The following is a 20,056-nucleotide window of genomic DNA, read 5'->3' as shown; positions in this document are numbered from 1 at the left end:
TAAAATAGCTTGCCAACAAATCGTAAAAACCAATAGACAGTGAGCAAAATGGAAAAACAGCCCGTCATAACAACCTATCTGCAAATGCTGAAAGCGGATGAGCTTATTCCCGGCTTCAGCGAGAACCCACAGCTAACAATTGTGCAAGCTTGCGAACCTTTGCCAGCGTTCTACCGCTTTCTGTATGGCACGGTTGGGCGCGATTACCAATGGATTGACCGCTTGAGTTGGACAGACCGCCAATTGCATGAGTACCTTGCCTCGCCCAATATTGCCATTTGGGTGGCGTATTATTGTGGCACGCCTGCCGGATATATCGAACTGGCACGCGAAACAAGCGAACTGGAAACTGAAATCGTCTATTTTGGGCTAATTCCTCAATTTCACGGACGCGGCATCGGCAAACACCTTTTGAGCTTTGGCGTACAACGCGCATGGGAAGCACAAACAGAACGAGTGTGGCTGCATACCTGCACGCTGGACGGTAAATACGCCCTTAACAACTACCTACAACGAGGATTCAGCATTTATAAAGAGGTAGTAGAACCTCTTACATATGGCAAAGTCAGCATAAATTAACAAAATTCTAACAATTCTCTACTTGACATTATTAACTTACTTTTGTATAGTTACTATGTAATAGTAAGTAATACTGCTAGTTAAGCAGCAAACATAATATAAGCCTTTAAATAAACTAAGGAGATAAGACACTATGATTTGGGCAATTGATAGTTCGCATACAAATGCTACCTTTGCTGTAAAACACTTGATGATTTCCACTGTGCGCGGACGTTTCGGGGCTGTATCCGGCACCATCGAATTTGACCCTGCAAATCCAGAAGCTGCTTCCGTAGATGCCAGCGCAGATGCTACCAGCATTGATACCCGCGAGGAAACGCGAGATACTCACCTGAAGTCACCTGATTTCTTTGATGTGGAAAAGTTCCCGACCCTCACCCTCAAAAGCAAGAAGGTTGAGGTATCTGGTGAGAATGAGTTCAAAGTAACTACCGACCTGACCATTCACGGAATTACCAATGAAGTAGTGTTCGATGTAGAATTTCTAGGCACTGCCACCGCTCCTTATGGTGGTGGGCATCGGGCTGCTTTCACCGCTAAAGCCAAGATTAGCCGTAAGGATTTTGGAATTAATTTCAATATGGTACTTGAAGCCGGCGGCGTAGTAGTGAGCGATAAGGTCAGTATTGAACTTGAGCTAGAAGCAGTACAACAGGATGCGGCTGCCGTCTAAGTTTGGCTCTATAAAATAAAATACCGAGACATTGATAGGAGCGGCTCGGTTTGGGTCGCTTCTTCTATATTAAAAAGGGCAATTGCGCGTTATCAACTGGTGAAATACTCAAATTAGCAGGTGAGAAAAAGCCGGGTTTCTAGTGTTTGATTTATATTGAAAAGTAATCGCGATAGCAATACACTGTACGCCATATATAAATGAGGATAAAGCTATGCAAGTTAAAGAGCTTGGACATGTAGTGTTTTTTGTACGTAACCTTGAGAAATCGGTGCAGTTTTATGGAGGGGTTTTAGGCTTTCCTCAAATAAAAATCGAGATGCCGCAAGCGGCGATGTTTACCACCGGGCGCACTCACCATGAATTGCTGCTCATCGAAATAGGCGCACAAGTTCCGGCGGCAGCGCGGGGGTATCGCGCCGGATTGTATCATATTGGCTTGAAAGTGGGCGACACCCTTGAGGAGTTGAAAGCCGCCAAGCAAGAATTGGAAAGTGCAGGCGTGAGAATTTTGGGGATGAGCGATCATTACGTCACAAAGAGCATTTACCTTTTAGACCCGGACGACAACGAAATAGAAATATATATTGACGCTGACCCTGAACTATGGCGAAAAGACCCTACCGCTATAGCTGCTCCCACCAGACCGCTCTATCTGTGAAATTCAGCATTAACCGGAATCGCTATTCTACCCGATTCCGGTTGCTCCGCAACGACAAAAAGCCACCTACTAAAAACAGAGTTGCGCCAACAGTAGCCAGCGAGGCTTCTAGCAATCCGTCTTTTTTCTCGAAAATTATATAGAGTTGTGCCTGTGACCAAAAATAAGCCCCCGGCAACCCCAACAATAGTTGCACAAAACCGCCCATAACCGGCTTTTTAATAGAACGCCATGCGCCCCAAATGCCCAATAATGCCGGTAAAGCGATAAAAATCGCACCCTGTCCGAAATTAGCCACTACAGGGGTGGGATTCGGGCGAGAGCTAAACCCGATTAGCCCCCACACTAACAACAAAATAAAGCCTCCGATAAAGCCGGGAAGATGGATTTTTATTCTTCTCATTTCACACCTAAAGCCAAAATATTTAATTCAGTATTTAGCGTTTTTGCCCTTATCTGTATCAGAATATCCTTCAAGATATATCTCTAGTTAGAGAAGGATACGTTATCAACCAAAATTCATGAAAATGAAAAAACCGGGCAAAACCCCCGGTTTTCTTGCTATAAATATAGCTACTGTTGCAATACATAAGTGCCGGGCGCATCGGCAAGCACGGGGTAATGACCCCCTGCGCCTATCGAGGGCGGTTCGACCTTACCGCTCGAATGCGCTCCCAACCAAGCTTGCCAAGTAGACCACCATGAACCTTTTTGAACCGGAGTAACTGCTTGCCAAATATCAGGGTCAACATACTTATCTGTGGAGTAGCGAGTGGCTATTTGATAAGAACGGTTCGCATGACCCGGTTCACTAACAATGCCAGAATTATGCCCGCCACTGGTCAGTACAAAGGTAACATCCGTATCCACCGGTAGCATTAGTTTATATACCGAGCGCCACGGCGCAACATGATCTTTGCTGGTAGCTACTGCAAAGATGGGAGCGCGAATATCGCTTAGCACAATCGGACGGTCACCAACTTTGAAATGTCCTTCAAAAAGAGCATTGTTCAAGAAAAGACTACGCAAGTATTCAGAGTGCATACGATACGGCAAGCGCGTACCGTCAGTATTCCATGCCATCAAATCATTTAGTTGTTCAGCATGTCCAAGCAAATACTCATTAATCATACGCGACCAAATTAAATCGCTAGAACGCAATAACTGGAATGCTCCTGCCATCTGCTTTATGTCAAGATAGCCCTGATTCCACATAATATCTTCAAGATAATTTACCTGTCCCTCATCAATAAAGAGCATCAATTCGCCCGCTTCGGTAAAATCGGTCTGAGCAGCCAATAAGGTAACACTTTGTAAGCGGTCATCCCCATCTCGCGCCATTGCCGAAGCCGCGATTGTCAGAAAAGTACCGCCGATACAATAGCCTAAAGCATGAATTTTACGATCAGGAACAACCGCTGAAACTACATCAAGGGCTGCCATAATGCCCAAGGTGCGGTAATCCTCCATACTAAGGTCGCGGTCGTGCGCTTCAGGATTTTTCCACGAAATGAGAAACACAGTATGCCCGTTGTCAACCAGATATTTCACCATTGAATTCTGAGGTGAAAGGTCAAGGATGTAATACTTCATGATACAAGCCGGTACTATCAACACAGGTTCGGCATAAACATTAGGGGTGGTTGGCGAATACTGAATTAACTCTATAAGGCGGTTGCGATAAATAACTTTACCGGGCGTAATCGCCACATTTTTACCAACTTTGAATTTTTCCGCGCCTGCCGGTTTCTGTCCCTGTAGGGTGCGCTGCCAATCCTCTATAAAATTTGAAGTTCCTTTTACCAGATTAGCGCCACCTTCCAACATAGTAGTTTTTAGCACCTCAGGGTTGGTAGCCACATAATTTGAGGGCGATGCCGTGTCCAGCAATTGCCTTGCCGCGAAATAAAGGAAATCTTCATTATGCCGCGAGACACCCGGAATACCAGTAGTGGCATAATGCCACCATTGTTCGGTCATTAGAAAAGTTTGGGAGTAGAGGTTAAAGGGCCATTTTTGCCATTCTGCGCCATTGAACCGGGTATCTTGTGGAAGAGGCTTGATAACCGGTTCTGCATTAGGGTCGGCAGAATGTGAAGCGTAGAGCATAAGACGCTGCATATTGCGCTGCATATTATCTAATAATTCTGCTTGTTTGCCGGGAGAAGTACCAAGATGCACCAGCCAATCCAAATATGCCAGCATAAGAGCGGAAGGGGATATACCCATATTAAAACGCCCTGCCCAAGCATGCACCATCCGGTCAATATTTGAAAATACTTCGGGGCTTCTCATCGTGTTTTCCATAATTTTACTCCATTGAAATACTCAAAGGTTTCGATTTGAAAATGCGCTAACGTTAAAAGACAGTTTTTATAATCCGAAAAAAATAGTTACAAATACCACAAGCTAGTTTATAGAATAAAGGTAAATTTTAAGGTAAAAACTAATGGTAAATTGTAAATATTCAGCCTAATAATACCTTGGAAAGGAGGGGATTGCCAGAAAAAGTGATAATTTGGCATTAAGTTTTGATTGCTGATATAGTACAATCGGGCTATGACCTTTTTTTAATATTCCTGATAGAGTAAAATTTACCTAAGAGTCAAGTGTAGCTTGTCTCAAATTCCGTGCAATATTCTCCCAGGAACGGCAAGACAGCCTTTCCCTTCAGCATAGTCCAAATTTCCTAGATTTAGCTGTATGCTTTAACAAGAGGGAGCTATATTAACATGATAAAATTACCGGGTTTGATAAAAAACAGGGTAACTGTTAACAAGAAAGCCAGATTGCGGCACCCGTTACAAGGGCAAGGTCTGGTGGAATATGCTTTGGTCTTGATGCTAATAGTAATCGTGATAATCGTTATACTGGTTTTTCTAGGACCTCAGATTGGAAATATGTTCAGTTCTGTAACCAAAAGCCTTTCATAATGGCTTTGAAGCAGGGCGGGTATTGCACCCGTCCTCTTTAATTATTGGCTGAAATCATTATAATGCTGCTATATGGTAAAAATAGTGGAATATATGAGTAATCACTACATCCTTACCCTTTCCTGCCATGATGTAGCGGGCATTGTTGCCGCCGTTGCCGGATTCTTGACCGAAAACGATGGGTTTATCATCGAGTCAGCCCAATTTGGAGACCCCTCCACCGGACGTTTCTTTATGCGCTCCGAATTCGTATTGGGCGAATACTCATGCGGCTATAAGGCGTTGAAACAGAAATTCGGGGTGGGGGTAGCGCACCACTTTGGTATGGAATGGCAGATTGCCGATACCTCTATCAAGCCGCGTGTGGTGATATTGGTTTCTAAATACCGTCACTGCCTGAACGACTTGCTGCATCGCTATTCCACAGGCGCTCTACCAATCGAAATCCCGTGTGTTATCTCAAATCACGAAGATTTGCGGGAGCTTTGCACGTGGTACAAAATCCCCTTTATTTATGTGCCAGTTGTGAAGGGAGATAAGCAAACGCAAGAAGCCAAAGTGTGGGAGCATTTGGAGCAAGCTCAGGCAGAAGTGGTGGTACTGGCGCGATATATGCAAGTGCTTTCGCCGATGCTAGTATCCAACATGGCGGGACGCTGCATCAATATCCACCATTCGTTTCTGCCAAGCTTTAAGGGCGCACGCCCGTATCATCAGGCGTATGCCCGTGGCGTGAAGCTCATAGGCGCAACCGCACATTATGTCACCAACGCTTTGGATGAAGGTCCGATTATCGAGCAGGAAGTCGTCCGCGTGGATCACAGCAACAGCCCCGAAGCGTTGGTGGCATTGGGCAGGGATAGCGAATGCCTCGTTCTCGCCCGTGCGCTAAAATACCACATCGAACACCGCGTGCTGGTTAATGGGAATAAGACGGTGGTATTCCGGTAGGTTCTCATCAAGGCTAGGGCAACTTTTAGGGCGGTTTGACCCTGATTAACGAGTATGTTAGTATGGTTTTGATAGGGAAAATAGCAAATATCTTGCACTATCAAGAAGAGGGGAGTGAACTGGCACGCCGAACCTCTAGCAACCTGTCGCTATCGGCAAGGTGCTAAGTCCAGCCCGGTAGGGAAAGATAGAAGCCCGTGTAATAGCGCGGGAACTTGTAAACCTTCCGGTATATACGGAGGGTTTTTTGCGATTAGGAGGATAACGGATTGAGCAACCAGATTTTTAATCCATTCGGCAGCCCGGAAAAGTATCAGGCTTCCCGCTTTATGCAGGAACTGGAAAAGCGTGTGTTGGTTTACGATGGCGCGATGGGTACACAATTGATGGAACGCAACTTAACCACCGATGATTACGGCGGAGAACAGTATCACGGTTGCAATGAATATCTGGTCTTAACTCGCCCTGATGTTATCGAAGAAATCCATTCCGCTTATTTCTCGGCAGGCGCGGATGTAGTAGAATCCAATAGTTTCACCGGTAGCCGCATAAAACTAGACGAATATAAACTTGGTCATCTGACCTACGAAATCAATTTTCACGCCGCTCAAATTGCACGCCGCGTTGCGGACCGCTTCACCGCTGCCGACCCCTCACGCCCGCGCTTTGTCGCCGGAAGTATCGGACCTACCGGTTTTTTGCCTTCCTCAGAAGACCCTACACTAGGCGGCGTTACTTTCGACCAACTTAAAGAGACTTACGCCGAGCAGAGCAAAGCCCTAATCGAAGGAGGCGCGGATGTGTTGCTGATTGAAACCTCACAGGATATTCTGGAGGTTAAAGCGGCGATTTTCGGGATTCGTGAAGCCATTCTACAAACCGGAAAATGGGCGCCGATTCAAGCACAGGTTTCGGTGCTGGACGGTAACGGGCGAATGTTGTTAGGTACGGATATTGCCGCCGTCATGGTTACGCTGGAGAGTTTACGCGCCGATATTATCGGGCTTAATTGCGCCGTTGGTCCCGACCTGATGCGCGAACCGCTGCGCTACCTGAGCGAACACAGCAAAATTAAGCTCAGTTGCTTGCCCAACGCCGGATTGCCGATTAATGAAAGAGGGCGCACCGTTTACCCGCTTCAGGCTGTACCGATGGCGGAAATCCTGAAGGAATTTGTAGAAGAATTGGGTATTAATATCGTTGGTACTTGCTGCGGTTCTACCCCTGACTATACCGCCGAACTGGCAAAACAGGTGTGGGGACATGAAAAGCCAGCGCGTAAGGTTCAAGCCGAACCGCTGGTTTCGAGCGGTATTCGCGCCACCTCCTTGTTACAAAACCCGCCTCCGATGCTAGTTGGCGAACGGGTGAACAGCACCGGTAGCAAGAAGGTACGGCAACTGCTATTGGCTGATGATTACGATGGGTTGATGACCATCGCCCGCGAACAGGTGGAGGGTGGCGCACATACGCTGGACGTGCAGGTAGCTTTGACCGAGCGCACCGATGAGGCAGAACAGATGCGCCGTACCGTCAAGAAACTTTCTACCGCCATCGAAGCCCCGCTGGTAATTGACTCAACTGAAGCGGATGTAATTGAAGCTGCCCTGAAAGCTGCGCCCGGTCGCTGTATCATCAACTCCATCAATATGGAGCGAGGAACTGAGCGTATCGAAGCGATTATGCCGTTGGCGCGCGACCATGGCGCAGCGGTTATCGCCCTTACCATTGACGAAGAGGGCATGGCGCATACCGCCGAGCGGAAATTTGAGATTGCCACGCGCATCCGCCAAATTGTACATGAAAACTACGACCTACCGGATAACGCCCTTATTTTCGATTTGCTGACCTTCCCGCTTACCACCGGGCAAGAAGACTTGCGAGAAGACGCTTATCAAACCCTTCTGGGTATCAAACGCATAAAAGAAACATACCCGGAGGTTTTAACTATTCTAGGGGTTAGCAACGTGTCGTTCGGAGTAGCGCAACGGGCGCGAGCAGTGCTTAACTCGATGTTCCTGCACCATGCGGTGCAATACGGACTGGATATGGCAATTGTGAATCCAAGCCACATCACCCCCTACGCTGAAATCCCGGATGAGCAGCGCAAATTATGCGATGACCTGATTTTCAATCGAGACCAAGATGCCCTGCCCCGCTTTATCGAGTTTTTCGAGAAAAATACCAGCGCCGGAGTCAAAGCCGAAGCGGAAAACGCAACCGCTGGTATGTCGGTAGCTGAGAAGTTGCATTACCAGATTTTGCATCGCAAGAAGGAAGGCATTGAAGAACTGGTGGATGCCGAAGTGGAAAACCGAGGCGCAGTGCCGGTACTAAACGAAGTGTTGCTGCCTGCTATGAAAGAGGTTGGCGACAAGTTTGGCGCGGGCGAACTGATTCTGCCTTTCGTGCTGCAAAGCGCGGAAGTGATGAAAAAAGCGGTGGCACGGCTTGAAATCTACCTTGAGAAAAAGGAAGGCTACACCAAAGGCAAGGTGGTACTTGCTACCGTCTTTGGCGATGTGCATGACATCGGCAAGAGCCTTGTGAATACCATCCTCACCAACAACGGCTACACCGTGTACGATTTGGGCAAACAAGTTCCGGTCAACACCATCATCGAGAAAGCGGTAGAAGTAGGCGCGGATGCCATCGGTCTATCCGCCCTACTGGTCAGCACTAGCAAACAAATGCCGTTATGCGTACAGGAATTGCAACGGCGCGGCTTAGATTTTCCAGTCATGATTGGAGGCGCTGCCATAAACCGAGCTTTCGGATACCGCACCAATTTTGTAAATAACAACCCTGAAACGCCCTATACACCCGGCATCTTTTACTGCAAAGATGCTTTTGAAGGCTTGTCGGTTATAGACAAGCTCACCGATAAAGCCGCCAGCGCCCAATTTAAAAACCAGTTGCTGATAGAAGCGCACGCTTCGATTTTGAAAGAGCATGAGCGTGATGTCCGCTTAGCGCAAACGCATGCGCGACAGGAAGCGGAAGCGGCTGCCAACGCAACGCTGAACGGTAGCGTTCGTCCTAGTGGCGTGGAAGACCTCAAGCAACTACCCGAACCGCCTTTCTGGGGTTACTGCACGCTCAAGCAATTACCTTTAGAGCAGCTTTTTGACTTGCTGGATAAAAACACCTTGTTCCGATTGCATTGGGGCGGCGGTAGCAGCAAGAAAAAGCTTGAGGGCGGCTATGATGCGCTGGTAAAGGATGAGTTCGAGCCATTGTTGGCAGAATTGCGCGAGTCGGCAGAGCGCGAAGGCTTCCTTGCTCCCAAAGCGATTTATGGCTACTTCCCGTGTCACGCCGAGGGCGAAGAAGTAGTAATTTATGACCCTGAGAACAAGCAACACGAGTTGACCCGTTTCAGTTTCCCGCGCCAACCCGGCGGCGAGAAGCTATGCCTTGCCGATTATTTTGCCACTACCCAAACTGCCTACGGCAAATACGATGTAATACCCTTACAAGTAGTTACCGCCGGACACGTTGCAAGCGAATATTGCGAACGACTCAACAAGCAAGGTGATTATAGCCGAGCATACTTTGTACATGGTCTTGCCAGTAGCATTGCGGAGGCTGCCGCCGAGTATCTCAACCGACAGATTATCGCAGAACTGAGTCTGCACGAAGGACAAGGCAAACGCTATAGCTGGGGTTATCCCGCTTGCCCCGACCTAGAAGACCAACAAAAGTTGTTCCAACTGATGCCCGTCACCAGCGAAATTGGGGTGAGCATCACCGAAGCGCACCAACTCGACCCAGAACAAAGCACCGCTGCGTTGGTGGTACACCATTCCGGAGCCAAATACTACTCCACCCTAGATCGCGAATCACTTTCCCGCCTGTAGTAAAATAGTAAGAGTGGACACAGGATTAGTTTTAGCCTGTGTCCGCTACCCTAACCATTTTTAGCAGGAGCAGTATTTCATATGGCTATAGGTTTTCAGGTTACTTTTGATTGTAGCGACCCGAACAAACTGGCACATTTTTGGGCGAATGCGCTACATTACAAAATCCCCAACCCACCATCTGGTTTTAATACATGGCATGAATTTCTCAAAGCGCGAAACATTCCTGAAAGTGAATGGGATAGCAAATCCGCGATTGAAGACCCGGAAGGCAAAGGCTCGCGTATTTTCTTCCAGAAAGTACCAGAGCCTAAAATCGTTAAAAACCGGGTGCATCTGGACTTAAATGTAAGCGGTGGCTTTTCGTCTCCGCTGCAAGACCGGATTGATCGGGTTAAGGCAGAAACAGCGCGTTTAATAACACATGGCGCAACCTTGCAGCGCGAAATACAAACCCAAGATGAATACTGGATTGTTTTGGCCGACCCAGAAGGCAACGAGTTCTGCGTACACTAGAAATCCGACAGGTTGAGAACAAGAAAAATTGCCGTAAAAATAGGGAGCGTATCTTTAGTGACACGCTCCCTGCCTGATTTTATCGGCTAATTGTGCGGTTTGGTCCGCGTAACAAGTAGCCCAAGCCGAATAGTAATAAGCCCAAGACCGCCCACCATATATCAAATTGCCAGATAAGGAACAATAAGCCAAGCACAACGGTAGCAGCGCCGGTAAATAGGGGCGCTATTTTTTCCGCCGATTTAAACCCAGTGTTAAAGCGACCCCATGCGTTGTAAACGCCAAACGCGCCGATTACAATAAGCGCAATTCCTGCTACAAAGCTCAGTATGCCCATTTGTCATTCTCCTTTTTCACTAACAGTGATAGCCAAGTTCACGAATATATAGTGACTACTCCCCACGCCTAATACCCCCCCCTAAGTAGGGCATAACCCTTCGGGTCACAGGCAGGCGGCGGGGGCATTTAGGGGCAAACCCACAGCTTGTAATCCCAAGCTTTTGATGTTTAAGGCAGCGTTGATGTCACGGTCTATATGCAATTGGCAATCTGGACAAGTGAATAATCTATCAGAAAGGATGAGCTTATCCAGAAGCCGATGACCACATTTGCTACAGGTTTGGCTGGTGTAGGCAGGGTTTACAGCAATAAAAGTGTAGCCAGCTTCTTCCGCTTTGCTACGCAATATTCTGAAAAATCCCGACCATGCCACATCGTGAATGCTTTTGGAGAGACAATGACTATGCACCATCCGATTGACTGTCAAATCTTCTACCGCGATAAACCCAAACTGATTGACTATCTTTCGGCTATATTGGTGAGAGAAGTTAGAACGCTTGAACCCTATCCGTTCGTGAGTTCTGGCTACAGCCTTGCGCCTAAATCTTCTTTCAGGAGTGCCTTTAGTTTCTTTGGAAAGCTTACGTTGAACCTTAACCAGAGCCTTTTCTTCCTTGCGAAAGAAGCATGGGTTCTCAATCTCAGTTCCATCCGAGAGGGTGGCAAAGGTGTTAAGCCCAACGTCTATACCCACAACGCTCTCAAGTTTAGGCAAGCGTTTAGGTTCTATTTCAACCGAAAAGCAAGCGTACCATTTGCCCGTAGAACTACGACGCAGGGTAAGGGTTTTAATCGTCCCTTCGATAGGACGGTGCAGTACCAGTTTGAGGTTGCCAATTTTGGAAACTTCAAGGCAGTTACCCGCCAACTTAAACCCACTTTGGGTATAGGTGAGGCTGTCATAACGCCCATAACCTTTGAAGCGAGGATAACCGGGTTCTTTTTCGCCCGATTTAACCCGCCGAAAGTAAGCTTGGAAAGCAAGGTCAACCCGTTCGGTAACATTTTGAAGTACCTGACTGTGAACGGTTTCCAAGGAGGGGCGAGAGGCTTTAAGCACAGGAATACGCCGCTTGGTTTCGTAGTAATTGGCAATACGTTTTTCTTCTTCCAACGCCTTTTTACGAAAGCTCAAAGTATCGTTGTAAAGCCAGCAACACTCTTCAAGGCTTGCCTCAAGAATGTGCGAGGTTCGTTTGTTGGGGAATATCCTGCACATAAAAGCTTTTCGCATAAGAACAATCATACTATAGCTTTAGGTAAATGTAAAACTGTTGCCTAATGCCTCGCATGCGCTAGAGTGGTGGCGGATTCAAAACTTAACAATTTGAACTTGCTACCACTTGTGAAAGAATACTATTTTTTGAAATGCCCTGTGAATCCAAACAAGAGACGGTTGCTTTAACGCCGGAGTTTGCTAAGATTAAATTGAGGATATATTGCATAGATTCAGCAATTCGATTATGCTATACTTGAAGAACATGCCGGCTTTATCCCCTGTTTCTTGTACCGTGACTAACTCTTGCCGGTAGCTATTTGCGGAGGTTAAAATGTTTGCTTTTGACAAACCTGTGGTTTGGGTAATTATTCTATTGATTGTTATTGTGCTGTTCGGAGCAGGTCGCCTGACAGACATCGGGAAGTCGCTAGGTCGTGGTATTCGAGAGTTTAAAGAAGAAACTCAGGCTGCCAATAAAGATGCCAAGCCAGAATCCACTACTACGGTTGCCAGCAGTGCCGTTACCCCTGCGGATAATGAAGAAGTGGTGATTACCCGCCGTGAGCGCAAGCGCGAGGACGGCACTACCGAAGTTATAGAAGATCGAGTCATTCGCAAAAAAGCGCAACTATAAGGCATTAGAATGGCGTGTACAGGTTAACCTCTGATGCGCCAGACTGGTAAATTATGAATCTAATCTTTGCCATCGGTACATTGGCATTATTGGCATTAATGTATTGGGGTGCGTATTTTAACGGCAAAGAAATTAAGAATATCCAAATCCGGGGTAATTTGCTATTACAATTCCCGGAATTTCTGTTTAAACTAGTCCTTTTGGGTCTTTGCCTTGGATTAGCTTCCTCCTATACAATGGCGCGTACCGAAAGAGTTTTCGGCTGGTCGCCACGAAATTTTGGCGTTGAATTAGTGATAGGCGTGATTATCGGTCTAGTAGTCCAATACTCCGTCAACTTTATCTCCGGTTTGGCAATCCGCATTTGGGGTCCGCAAATCTACTCCCCTATCATCATGAAGAATGTAGTGCCACGCAAACTCAGCGAATGGATATTAATCCTTATTCCCCTATTGCTGGCAGTAGCGGTGGAAGAAGTTTTGTTCCGGGCGTTGACAGTAGGGGGGTTCTCAAGCCTGATAAACCCGTGGATAATGGCGATAGGCTCTTCTATACTATTCGGTTTGGTTCATGTGCCACAGGGCAAACTAGGCATGGTGTTGACCGGGTTAGTCGGTTTTATCTTTGCCGCAATCTTTATAATTACCAACAGCTTATTAGTGGTTATCAGCGCACACTACGTAATAAACCTACTCCAACTTGCCAAAGCGGGCGAAGAAGAAAACTGGCTAAAGCGTTTTACCCCTGCTGCCTCGCGTGACGATACCAACACTTAGCCGAGAGCAGTATGGTAACGGCGCGTAGGCTCAAACAAAAGCCGGTTCCCATTCAGAACCAGCTAATAGAACTCCAGTAAATTACTAGTGAGAGGCTTTCTGTGGCGCAGAGTTAGCGTTGTTTTTATCTAGCAACGGCACGAGGCTCTCGGCAAATTTCGTGACCTGCTCCCAATCGGTGTACTCGTAATCGCGTTTGATGTCGGTTGGTCCCAATGAGTTGCGGGTAATAATGCGCAGCAACACTTTGTTGATGATATTATACTTGGTGTACTGTAACGCTCCACCGATTAGAATAGTATTGGCAGGTTTCCAGCCTGTCTCGGTCTGAAAGCGGTCTAAATATTTTTCAGCCACCGCATACAGCCGAGAAACTTTTGAGACGGCGCTCACGCTAACCGAGAAAAAGGCGGAGGGCTTGCTGCTAAGAAGGTCGAGATTGGATTTCACGAACTTCACAATATAGGGTTGGTGTTTGCCGCTATGAATCGAAGCGCCCACCAATATAAAGTGATAATTGGCGAGATTAAGGTTAGAGGGTAGTTCGTTACCGCGCACCACCTCTACTACATGTCCTTTACCCTGCACTACCTCGGCAATTCGCTCGGCGATTTTTGTGGTCTGCCCTTCTCCAGTGCCGTAAACAATCAGCAACTTAGCCATATTTTAGTACCTCTCTTAAACGTAAGCTGTCTAAATTTATTATTCATCCAGCAACCAGTCAGAAACATAGTTGAGCGATAGCACTGTAAAAACCAAACTCATACTAGGAGCCAAAATCATCCAAGGACTTGTCCTGAAATGTACCCCTACTTCGTTAATCATATTGCCCCAACTTGCCCCCGGAGGTTGGACACCTAACCCCAGAAAGCTCAGGCTTGACTCGCTCAAGATTACAAGTGCCATACCAAGCGGAACCAACGCCGCAATTGGGCGGATAAAGTTGGGGAACAAATGCTTGATTATTATATGGCGCGAAGATGCCCCCATAACACGCGCCGAATCTACAAACTCGCGCTGTTTCAGGGAAAGCACTTGAGCGCGTGTAAGGCGTGTAACATCGGGCCAGCTAATCAAGGTGATAACAATAAACGCGGTCAGAATTCTTGGAAGGGTATCCACCACACTGACCACCAATATAATCAAAAGCAAGCCGGGGAAAGCATATAGCAAATCGGCGACACGCATAATAATAAAATCCGTCCACCCGCCGAAGAAGCCAGAAAGCACGCCCAACGTCAAACCAATGGAAAGCTGAAAGACTGTCACCCCGACTGCCAGCACAACTGTTACTCTCGCTCCATGAATCAAGCGACTCAGAAAATCGCGCCCCAACCCATCAGTACCGAGCCAATGTGTCGCAGAAGGGTCTTGCCATGCTACCCCTTTACCGCGTTCCTGATATTCTGGACGATACGGAGAAATCTGGTCGGCGAAAATAGCGCAAATAAGAATCACAAAGATAAAAAGTAGGCTAAAAAGTACCAACATATCTCGCTTACGCCCGAACCATGTCTTTTGCCGTTTCTTGAGTAAAGGAAACTCATCCGGCATTGCCTTAGTAAGGTATGGATTTTGCTCCTGCGAGTTTAGCTCAACTGTTGACATAAAATTAACCAATACTTCTGGTACGCGGGTCGATCATCGTATTCAAGATGTCCACCAGCAAGTTTATGATAATAAAAATAGTAGCCAGCATTAACGTAGAAGCTTGTATAACCGAGTAATCCCGCGAAGGAATTGAATCAATGGTCAGGCTGGTAAGACCCGGAATACCGAAGATTCTCTCAACGAAGAAAAGCCCGGTAATGGAACGTCCCGCCAACGGACCAATAACAGTAATAACCGGAATAAAGCCATTTTTCAGGACATGCCAGCGCATTATATGGAAAGGCGATAACCCTTTCGCACGCGCCACCGTCACATATTCCTGCCGCAGCACTTCCACCATTGAGGAGCGACACACCCGCGCAACAAAGGCTGCCGGAGCTAAAGCTGCCACTATTACAGGCATTATGATATTTTCCGGTTTGCCCCACCCGCCCGGCGGTAACCATTTTAAACCTACTGCCATGCCCCAAATCATAAAATAGGATAACACAAAACCGGGCATTGCGCCAAAAAAGCTAACCGCCGCCGTTATAACCTTGTCCGCGAGCTTTCCACGCCGGAGCGCACTCCATAACCCGAACCAAACACCCATAAGCGAGCCAAGCGTTATGGATAGCACACCCACCAATAAGGTAGGACCTATGCTCATTTGTATTATATCAACTACCCGCATATTGGCTTTGGCAAAGGAAATACCGAGGTCGCCCTGCGCTAGGTTGCCCAAATAGGTAAAGAGTTGCAGCCACAGCGGTTGGTCAAAACCATAATGGTGACGCAACTCCGCAATTGTCTCATTATCAACGCCAAGCCCAATCAATTGTTGGAATGGGTCACCAGGTGCAAGCCTTCCAATAATAAAGGTTACAATGACCACACCCAGCAGAGCCGGAATGAAAAACAAAATACGTCGCAATACAAAATTCATTTGATAATTACAGTGGCGCAGTTAGCTACACCACCGCCTTTTTGATTACATTACTCGATTATTGTCACCACAGGCTGCGAGTGTATCGCAGTAACTACCATCAACAAAATAGCTACTAAAGGGGAAGTTTTTACTTCTCAATTCTTGCTCCTTTTAATTCCTTAAATTGCCTGTTAGCAACAAGGGACTGCTAAAGCTTTTTGTGCTAAATCGGATAAAGGTAGCGCGAAATAAAGTAGTTCCCGATTCAAACTATTATAGTAGAAGTTAACACTAAAGAGGGCTAGTCGCTGTAACCTGAACTACCAAACAGTAGTTTGTTTAAATCTTTACTAGCTTTTTTACCCTGCCTTTGGTAACACTCGCGTGACCTATAAGAGCCAGTGCAAGCTCTCCTAAAAAATCCCCTCTCCCGATTTTACGGGAAAGGGAATCGCGAATTTCTAGCTTAGCGACTACGCTTTACCATTTACTCGGCAAGAAATCATCCTCGTCTGTGTACGGGCTAATAGGTTTTTGCGCCGGAATTACCTCACCTTTGACCACGTTTCGGTTTTTGGCAGAGTAAGCCGCTACTCCGGGAAATATCGAGTCATCCTCATCTGCCTCAACTGTAACGGGCTGGCTTGGGGTAGAAATAAGCTCATCATCCGTTCCGGTAGCCGCTTTCTTACCTTCAGCGTACATCCCGCCGTATTGCTCAAGTCCGGCGTGTTTGCCCATTTTAGAAAGGCGGAAACCAAGTTGCCTCGCATCATTGGTCAATACGGCGGTAAAGCGATTGACGATTTCCAGCACCTCATCGCCTAGCATTTCCTCACGCTGGATTAATGCTTCCGCCAGCGCGTGGCACATGTCAGCGTTTGACGACAACAGAGTTTTCACCCGGCGATACTGATTCTGGAGGAAAGCTTCAATTTCCTGCACCGATACAGCCTGCTCGCCCAACACTTGCGAAGATGAAAGATGCCCGTTCATACCAACGAGGTTACAATACAAAATTGCGCGTTGGGTAGCATTGGCAAGGTCGCCGCTGAAACCGGTCATTGCCGTGTTCAGGAAAAGTTCTTCGGCAGCGCGGCTTCCAAGGCTTACCTGAATATCGGCTTCAATTTCATCTTTGGTAAGGGTATAGCGTTCTTCTTTGGGTTTGGGCTGCATAAAGCCCAACGCCCCGCCGTGTCGAATGATAGTCAATTTTACCAAATCTTCATGAGGGTTCAACAACACCTGTGCTACCGCATGCCCAACTTCATGGTAAGCGATGCGCCGTTTCTCCTCGTAAGACATGCTGCGAATAGGCATGCGAAGACCAACCTCGAACAAATCGCGGGCAGCGAGTATATCCTTGTAGGTAATCGCATCGCGTCCGTCAAAGTGAGCGCGTACCACCGCTTCGTTAATGACGTACCGGATAGATACAGGGGTATAGCCAATAGTCTGGGATACCACTTTGCTCATAGGGATATTTTCGTGGTTTACCTTGTCGAGGTAATACTCAATAATCTCACGGCGACCATCCGCATCCGGCAAGTCAACCTTAATCTTGCGGTCAAAGCGACCGGGGCGCAGCAAGGCTTCGTCCAGAGTTTCTACCAAGTTGGTCGCACCAATGGTTAATACATTTTTTCGCACCGCTTTTTTGGCTTTAAAATCAATACCGAGCCAGCGCAGGAATTTACGGGACATTGAGTCATGCACAGGTGGCGGATCCATTTGCACCAGCAGTTCGTTAATCAAACCGCTGCCCATGCCGCCCATCATACCACCCATGCCCATACCCATACCGCCCTGCTGCTGTCCGGCACGTTTCTGCCCGATAGCATCAATTTCATCCAAAAAGAGGATGCAAGCGCCGTATTGATCTGATAGTTTATTGGCTTTTTTGTACAGGGCTTTGATGCTCAACATACCACCCGCTACAAAGGGGCTTTGCAAACTAGCGGCAGAGCAATAGCCGAAGGGCAAACCCGCTTCGGTAGCGATTGCTTGCGCCAGATAGGATTTACCTACGCCGGGGTCGCCTTCCAGCAACAAACCGCGAATGACCTCGCCGCCCATTTCTTTAAATTCACGCGCCCCCTTCAGCAAAAGCACCACTTCACGCGCCATTTCCAGCACTTGCGGATTGCCTTTGTAATCTTGGAAGGATATGCCGGTTTCACCCGGCTTGAGCCAAAATGTACGAGGGCGAGCAATGGCAAAGAACATTATGTAAATCTGGAAAAGCGCGAATATGGCAGCAAAAGCCAATTGGAAAGCCAACTGGACGATTGTCTGCGAAATTCCGGCAAACCCGCTCTGGCTATATATCGGGAACAGGAAGTTCCAGATAAGCAACACCAGCAAGGTTAGCGCAATCCATGAGCCTAAGTGCTGGCGAAGGGGGTTGAATTTTACCTTCCTCCCCATTCGCTCTATCGCTTCGTCCACCTCGTCCTTACGAGTTACGGGGCGACGTTTACTGCGTAAATTCTCCATGAATTAATCCTCGTTACTTCCTTGTATTTAAACCATTAAGGAATAGTATTCTGCATCCCATTACTCTGAATGCGTCCTAACATTGCGCTCAGAATAGGGTCGGAGGTGGTAATTGCCTGTATTTTACCGCTGCCATCCAAAATTATTAGATAATCATATTGATCGGCGCGGTCATCGTATTGAAGCGTGGCAGAATATTTGGCTTCAGCATTTCCGGCAGGATAGCTCTTGCCGCTAACAAAGCTGTAACCCACATAACTCAGCTTGATATTCTGGCTGGCAGCATCGGTTTTATAATTATTCATCTCGGCTGCCATAGTGGTGGGGGAAATTCCCTTCACGCTCAACGCTTTCTGGTAACTTGCGCTGAAAGAAGCCCAGATTTTTTTGGAGTCAAAGGAGGTTAAGCCTGACATCAACCGCTCTGCGACAAAGCTAGGAGAGAGCAATTCCGAACCGGTTTGCGGCAGGGTAGCGCTATTTGAGGGTCTGCGAAGAGCCGCGCTAACGATAGGGTCTTGCGACACAATTTCGGCAACCATATCGTTGCTATCGTACTTCACCACAAACACGGTGGAGGTTTCGCGCCCATTTACTTTATAGCTAACGTTGTACATCTCGGCGTTTGAACCGGTATCGCGGGTTTGCCCGGTCTGAGCCAGTTCAAAGCGGGTATATTGCGGTTTCTCGCCGATTATATCAAGTTCCTTAACCGCACTATCAATCGCGGTTTGCATGCTAGTTTGGGTAAAGCCATCGGCGGTTAGAGCCTTCTTGTAGGCATTGCTCAACCCGTTCCAAATGAGTTTAGCATTGAATTTTGAAATGCCCTGCAAAACCTGTACCCCTGCGCTGCGCGGCTTGAGCGTTGCATCGGAGCTACGCACCAACGATTCGAGAAAAATCGCTTGCATCAAAGGGTCGTTGCTGGTTATTTGCGCCACACGCCCGCTCATATCAAGACCGATAGTATAAGTAAATTGCGGGGTGGCACTATTTTTCATGTATGCAGCATATTGTTCAATTGTCGAAGTAGAGGTGGTATCGGTTTGATTGCCGCGCAAAGTGAAATGATCGTAATTAGAGGCGTTAGTATCGCTCTTGAGCTTGTCAAAAGCCGCCTGTATTATCGCCTGATCCACGCCAGATTCAGTTAATTGCTGGCGGTAATCATCAGAAAGCGCCACCCAAACTTCTTTCGCGTCACTTTTGGAAAGACCTAGCAGCAAATGGATACTGCCTTCACCCGGCTTTACTAGCGGGTTTGCGCTCCGCACAGTGGTGAAAAACAGAGTTTTGGACATCTGCGAGTCATCGCTCATAATATCGCGGATACGGTCTTTAGCATCCACCTTCAAAGCATAATGCGTTTTGGTTTCAGTTGCGCCGACCTTCAGAGTAGCCTCAAAGACATCGGCTTTACCGCTACCGTCCCGCAATTCTCCAAAGCCTTGCCAAGTAAAATATTCATACACAATCGCATTGCCGCTATCTTGGGAGGGTTTTTTAGCCTCATCCAACAGTTGTTGCAAACGCGCTTGGTCAACCCCATTACGGGCAAGGGTCTGGCGGTAGTCCTCGTTAAAGCCCTGCCACATCTGAGAGGCGTTGTAAGCGGCAAGCCCTTTTAGCGTCTGCACGCTAGACTCCCGCGCCGTACCTGTCACCCCATCGGCGTTACGAAATAGTGAACTGGAATTATCTGCGCTGGCAATATTCAAAAAATTGGTCGAAACAAGCAAAGTGATTGCTGCCGATAGGAAAGCTATAATAAAGAAACTACCCACCGGATGGCGCGTAGTAAACCGCCCGGTATTTATGGTCATCCGTCCTAAGCCCCGAAAGAAACGGATTGTAATACGACCAACTATTTTAAATATCATAAGTGAACTACCCCT

The 20,056-nt window shown here is 47.4% G+C and carries 18 protein-coding genes and 1 riboswitch; of the genes, 9 read left to right on the top strand and 9 right to left on the bottom strand.

The genetic code is table 11. The features are described 5' to 3' along the window. The first annotated feature begins 48 nt into the window (after window positions 1-48). The 3 genes from WCK19_RS12175 to WCK19_RS12165 all read left to right on the top strand — a co-directional run bounded on the left by WCK19_RS12175 (window position 49) and on the right by WCK19_RS12165 (window position 1,913). Window positions 49-579, top strand: a complete 531-nt coding sequence (locus WCK19_RS12175) for a GNAT family N-acetyltransferase (RefSeq protein WP_342397657.1) — start codon at window positions 49-51, stop codon at window positions 577-579. A gap of 133 nt (window positions 580-712) precedes the next feature. Then, entirely contained in the window at window positions 713-1,252 is a 540-nt protein-coding gene (locus WCK19_RS12170) for a YceI family protein (RefSeq protein WP_342397656.1), read from the top strand. A 214-nt stretch (window positions 1,253-1,466) separates the two neighbouring features. Continuing rightward, window positions 1,467-1,913, top strand: coding sequence for a VOC family protein (locus tag WCK19_RS12165; protein WP_342397655.1), 447 nt, complete (start codon window positions 1,467-1,469; stop codon window positions 1,911-1,913). A 22-nt stretch (window positions 1,914-1,935) separates the two neighbouring features. Here the strand turns inward: WCK19_RS12165 and WCK19_RS12160 are convergent, their stop codons facing one another. Next, entirely contained in the window at window positions 1,936-2,316 is a 381-nt protein-coding gene (locus WCK19_RS12160; RefSeq protein WP_342397654.1) for a hypothetical protein, read from the bottom strand. Window positions 2,317-2,486: 170 nt separating this feature from the next. Continuing rightward, on the bottom strand, window positions 2,487-4,220 hold the full coding sequence (locus WCK19_RS12155; protein ID WP_342397653.1) for an alpha/beta fold hydrolase: 1,734 nt from the start codon (window positions 4,218-4,220) through the stop codon (window positions 2,487-2,489). Between the two features lie 425 nt (window positions 4,221-4,645). Between WCK19_RS12155 and WCK19_RS12150 the strand changes: the two genes are divergently transcribed. The 4 genes from WCK19_RS12150 to WCK19_RS12135 all read left to right on the top strand — a co-directional run bounded on the left by WCK19_RS12150 (window position 4,646) and on the right by WCK19_RS12135 (window position 10,173). Beyond that, entirely contained in the window at window positions 4,646-4,846 is a 201-nt protein-coding gene (locus tag WCK19_RS12150) for a hypothetical protein (RefSeq protein ID WP_342397652.1), read from the top strand. 93 nt (window positions 4,847-4,939) lie between these two features. After that, window positions 4,940-5,797, top strand: a complete 858-nt coding sequence (gene purU / locus WCK19_RS12145) for a formyltetrahydrofolate deformylase (RefSeq protein WP_342397651.1) — start codon at window positions 4,940-4,942, stop codon at window positions 5,795-5,797. A gap of 94 nt (window positions 5,798-5,891) precedes the next feature. Beyond that, window positions 5,892-5,991: riboswitch (SAM riboswitch) on the top strand. Window positions 5,992-6,066: 75 nt separating this feature from the next. Beyond that, complete coding sequence (gene metH, locus WCK19_RS12140) at window positions 6,067-9,657, top strand: methionine synthase (RefSeq protein ID WP_342397650.1); 3,591 nt, start codon at window positions 6,067-6,069, stop codon at window positions 9,655-9,657. 81 nt (window positions 9,658-9,738) lie between these two features. After that, window positions 9,739-10,173 carry a VOC family protein gene (locus WCK19_RS12135; RefSeq protein ID WP_342397649.1) on the top strand — a complete coding sequence of 145 codons (435 nt, stop codon included), beginning with the start codon at window positions 9,739-9,741 and terminating at the stop codon, window positions 10,171-10,173. A 79-nt stretch (window positions 10,174-10,252) separates the two neighbouring features. Here the strand turns inward: WCK19_RS12135 and WCK19_RS12130 are convergent, their stop codons facing one another. Together WCK19_RS12130 and WCK19_RS12125 are read right to left on the bottom strand one after the other, a co-directional pair. Next, window positions 10,253-10,510, bottom strand: a complete 258-nt coding sequence (locus tag WCK19_RS12130; protein ID WP_342397648.1) for a hypothetical protein — start codon at window positions 10,508-10,510, stop codon at window positions 10,253-10,255. Window positions 10,511-10,615: 105 nt separating this feature from the next. After that, window positions 10,616-11,746 carry an RNA-guided endonuclease TnpB family protein gene (locus WCK19_RS12125; RefSeq protein WP_342397647.1) on the bottom strand — a complete coding sequence of 377 codons (1,131 nt, stop codon included), beginning with the start codon at window positions 11,744-11,746 and terminating at the stop codon, window positions 10,616-10,618. Between the two features lie 316 nt (window positions 11,747-12,062). Here WCK19_RS12125 and tatA point away from each other — a divergent pair, with 316 nt between their 5' ends. Continuing rightward, the gene (gene tatA / locus WCK19_RS12120; protein ID WP_342397646.1) at window positions 12,063-12,365 is read left to right on the top strand and encodes a twin-arginine translocase TatA/TatE family subunit; all 303 of its coding nucleotides are present in this window, start codon (window positions 12,063-12,065) and stop codon (window positions 12,363-12,365) included. A gap of 53 nt (window positions 12,366-12,418) precedes the next feature. Continuing rightward, a complete protein-coding gene (locus tag WCK19_RS12115; RefSeq protein WP_342397645.1) occupies window positions 12,419-13,141 on the top strand; it encodes a type II CAAX endopeptidase family protein in 723 nt (240 codons plus the stop codon). Window positions 13,142-13,225: 84 nt separating this feature from the next. On the opposite strand, the gene WCK19_RS12110 is transcribed toward WCK19_RS12115, so the two are convergent. The 5 genes from WCK19_RS12110 to WCK19_RS12090 all read right to left on the bottom strand — a co-directional run bounded on the left by WCK19_RS12110 (window position 13,226) and on the right by WCK19_RS12090 (window position 20,041). Then, on the bottom strand, window positions 13,226-13,804 hold the full coding sequence (locus tag WCK19_RS12110) for a flavodoxin domain-containing protein (RefSeq protein WP_342397644.1): 579 nt from the start codon (window positions 13,802-13,804) through the stop codon (window positions 13,226-13,228). Window positions 13,805-13,843: 39 nt separating this feature from the next. Next, the gene (locus tag WCK19_RS12105; RefSeq protein ID WP_342397643.1) at window positions 13,844-14,749 is read right to left on the bottom strand and encodes an ABC transporter permease; all 906 of its coding nucleotides are present in this window, start codon (window positions 14,747-14,749) and stop codon (window positions 13,844-13,846) included. 4 nt (window positions 14,750-14,753) lie between these two features. Beyond that, complete coding sequence (locus tag WCK19_RS12100) at window positions 14,754-15,677, bottom strand: ABC transporter permease (protein ID WP_342397642.1); 924 nt, start codon at window positions 15,675-15,677, stop codon at window positions 14,754-14,756. A 462-nt stretch (window positions 15,678-16,139) separates the two neighbouring features. Further along, on the bottom strand, window positions 16,140-18,158 hold the full coding sequence (locus tag WCK19_RS12095) for an AAA family ATPase (RefSeq protein WP_342397641.1): 2,019 nt from the start codon (window positions 18,156-18,158) through the stop codon (window positions 16,140-16,142). A 35-nt stretch (window positions 18,159-18,193) separates the two neighbouring features. Beyond that, a complete protein-coding gene (locus WCK19_RS12090) occupies window positions 18,194-20,041 on the bottom strand; it encodes a hypothetical protein (RefSeq protein ID WP_342397640.1) in 1,848 nt (615 codons plus the stop codon). Window positions 20,042-20,056: the final 15 nt, after the last annotated feature.

It is taken from the genome of Candidatus Chlorohelix sp. (genome assembly GCF_037138995.1).
Taxonomy (GTDB): Bacteria; Chloroflexota; Chloroflexia; order Chloroheliales; family Chloroheliaceae; genus Chlorohelix.
This window is presented reverse-complemented; position numbering and strand designations above follow the sequence as displayed.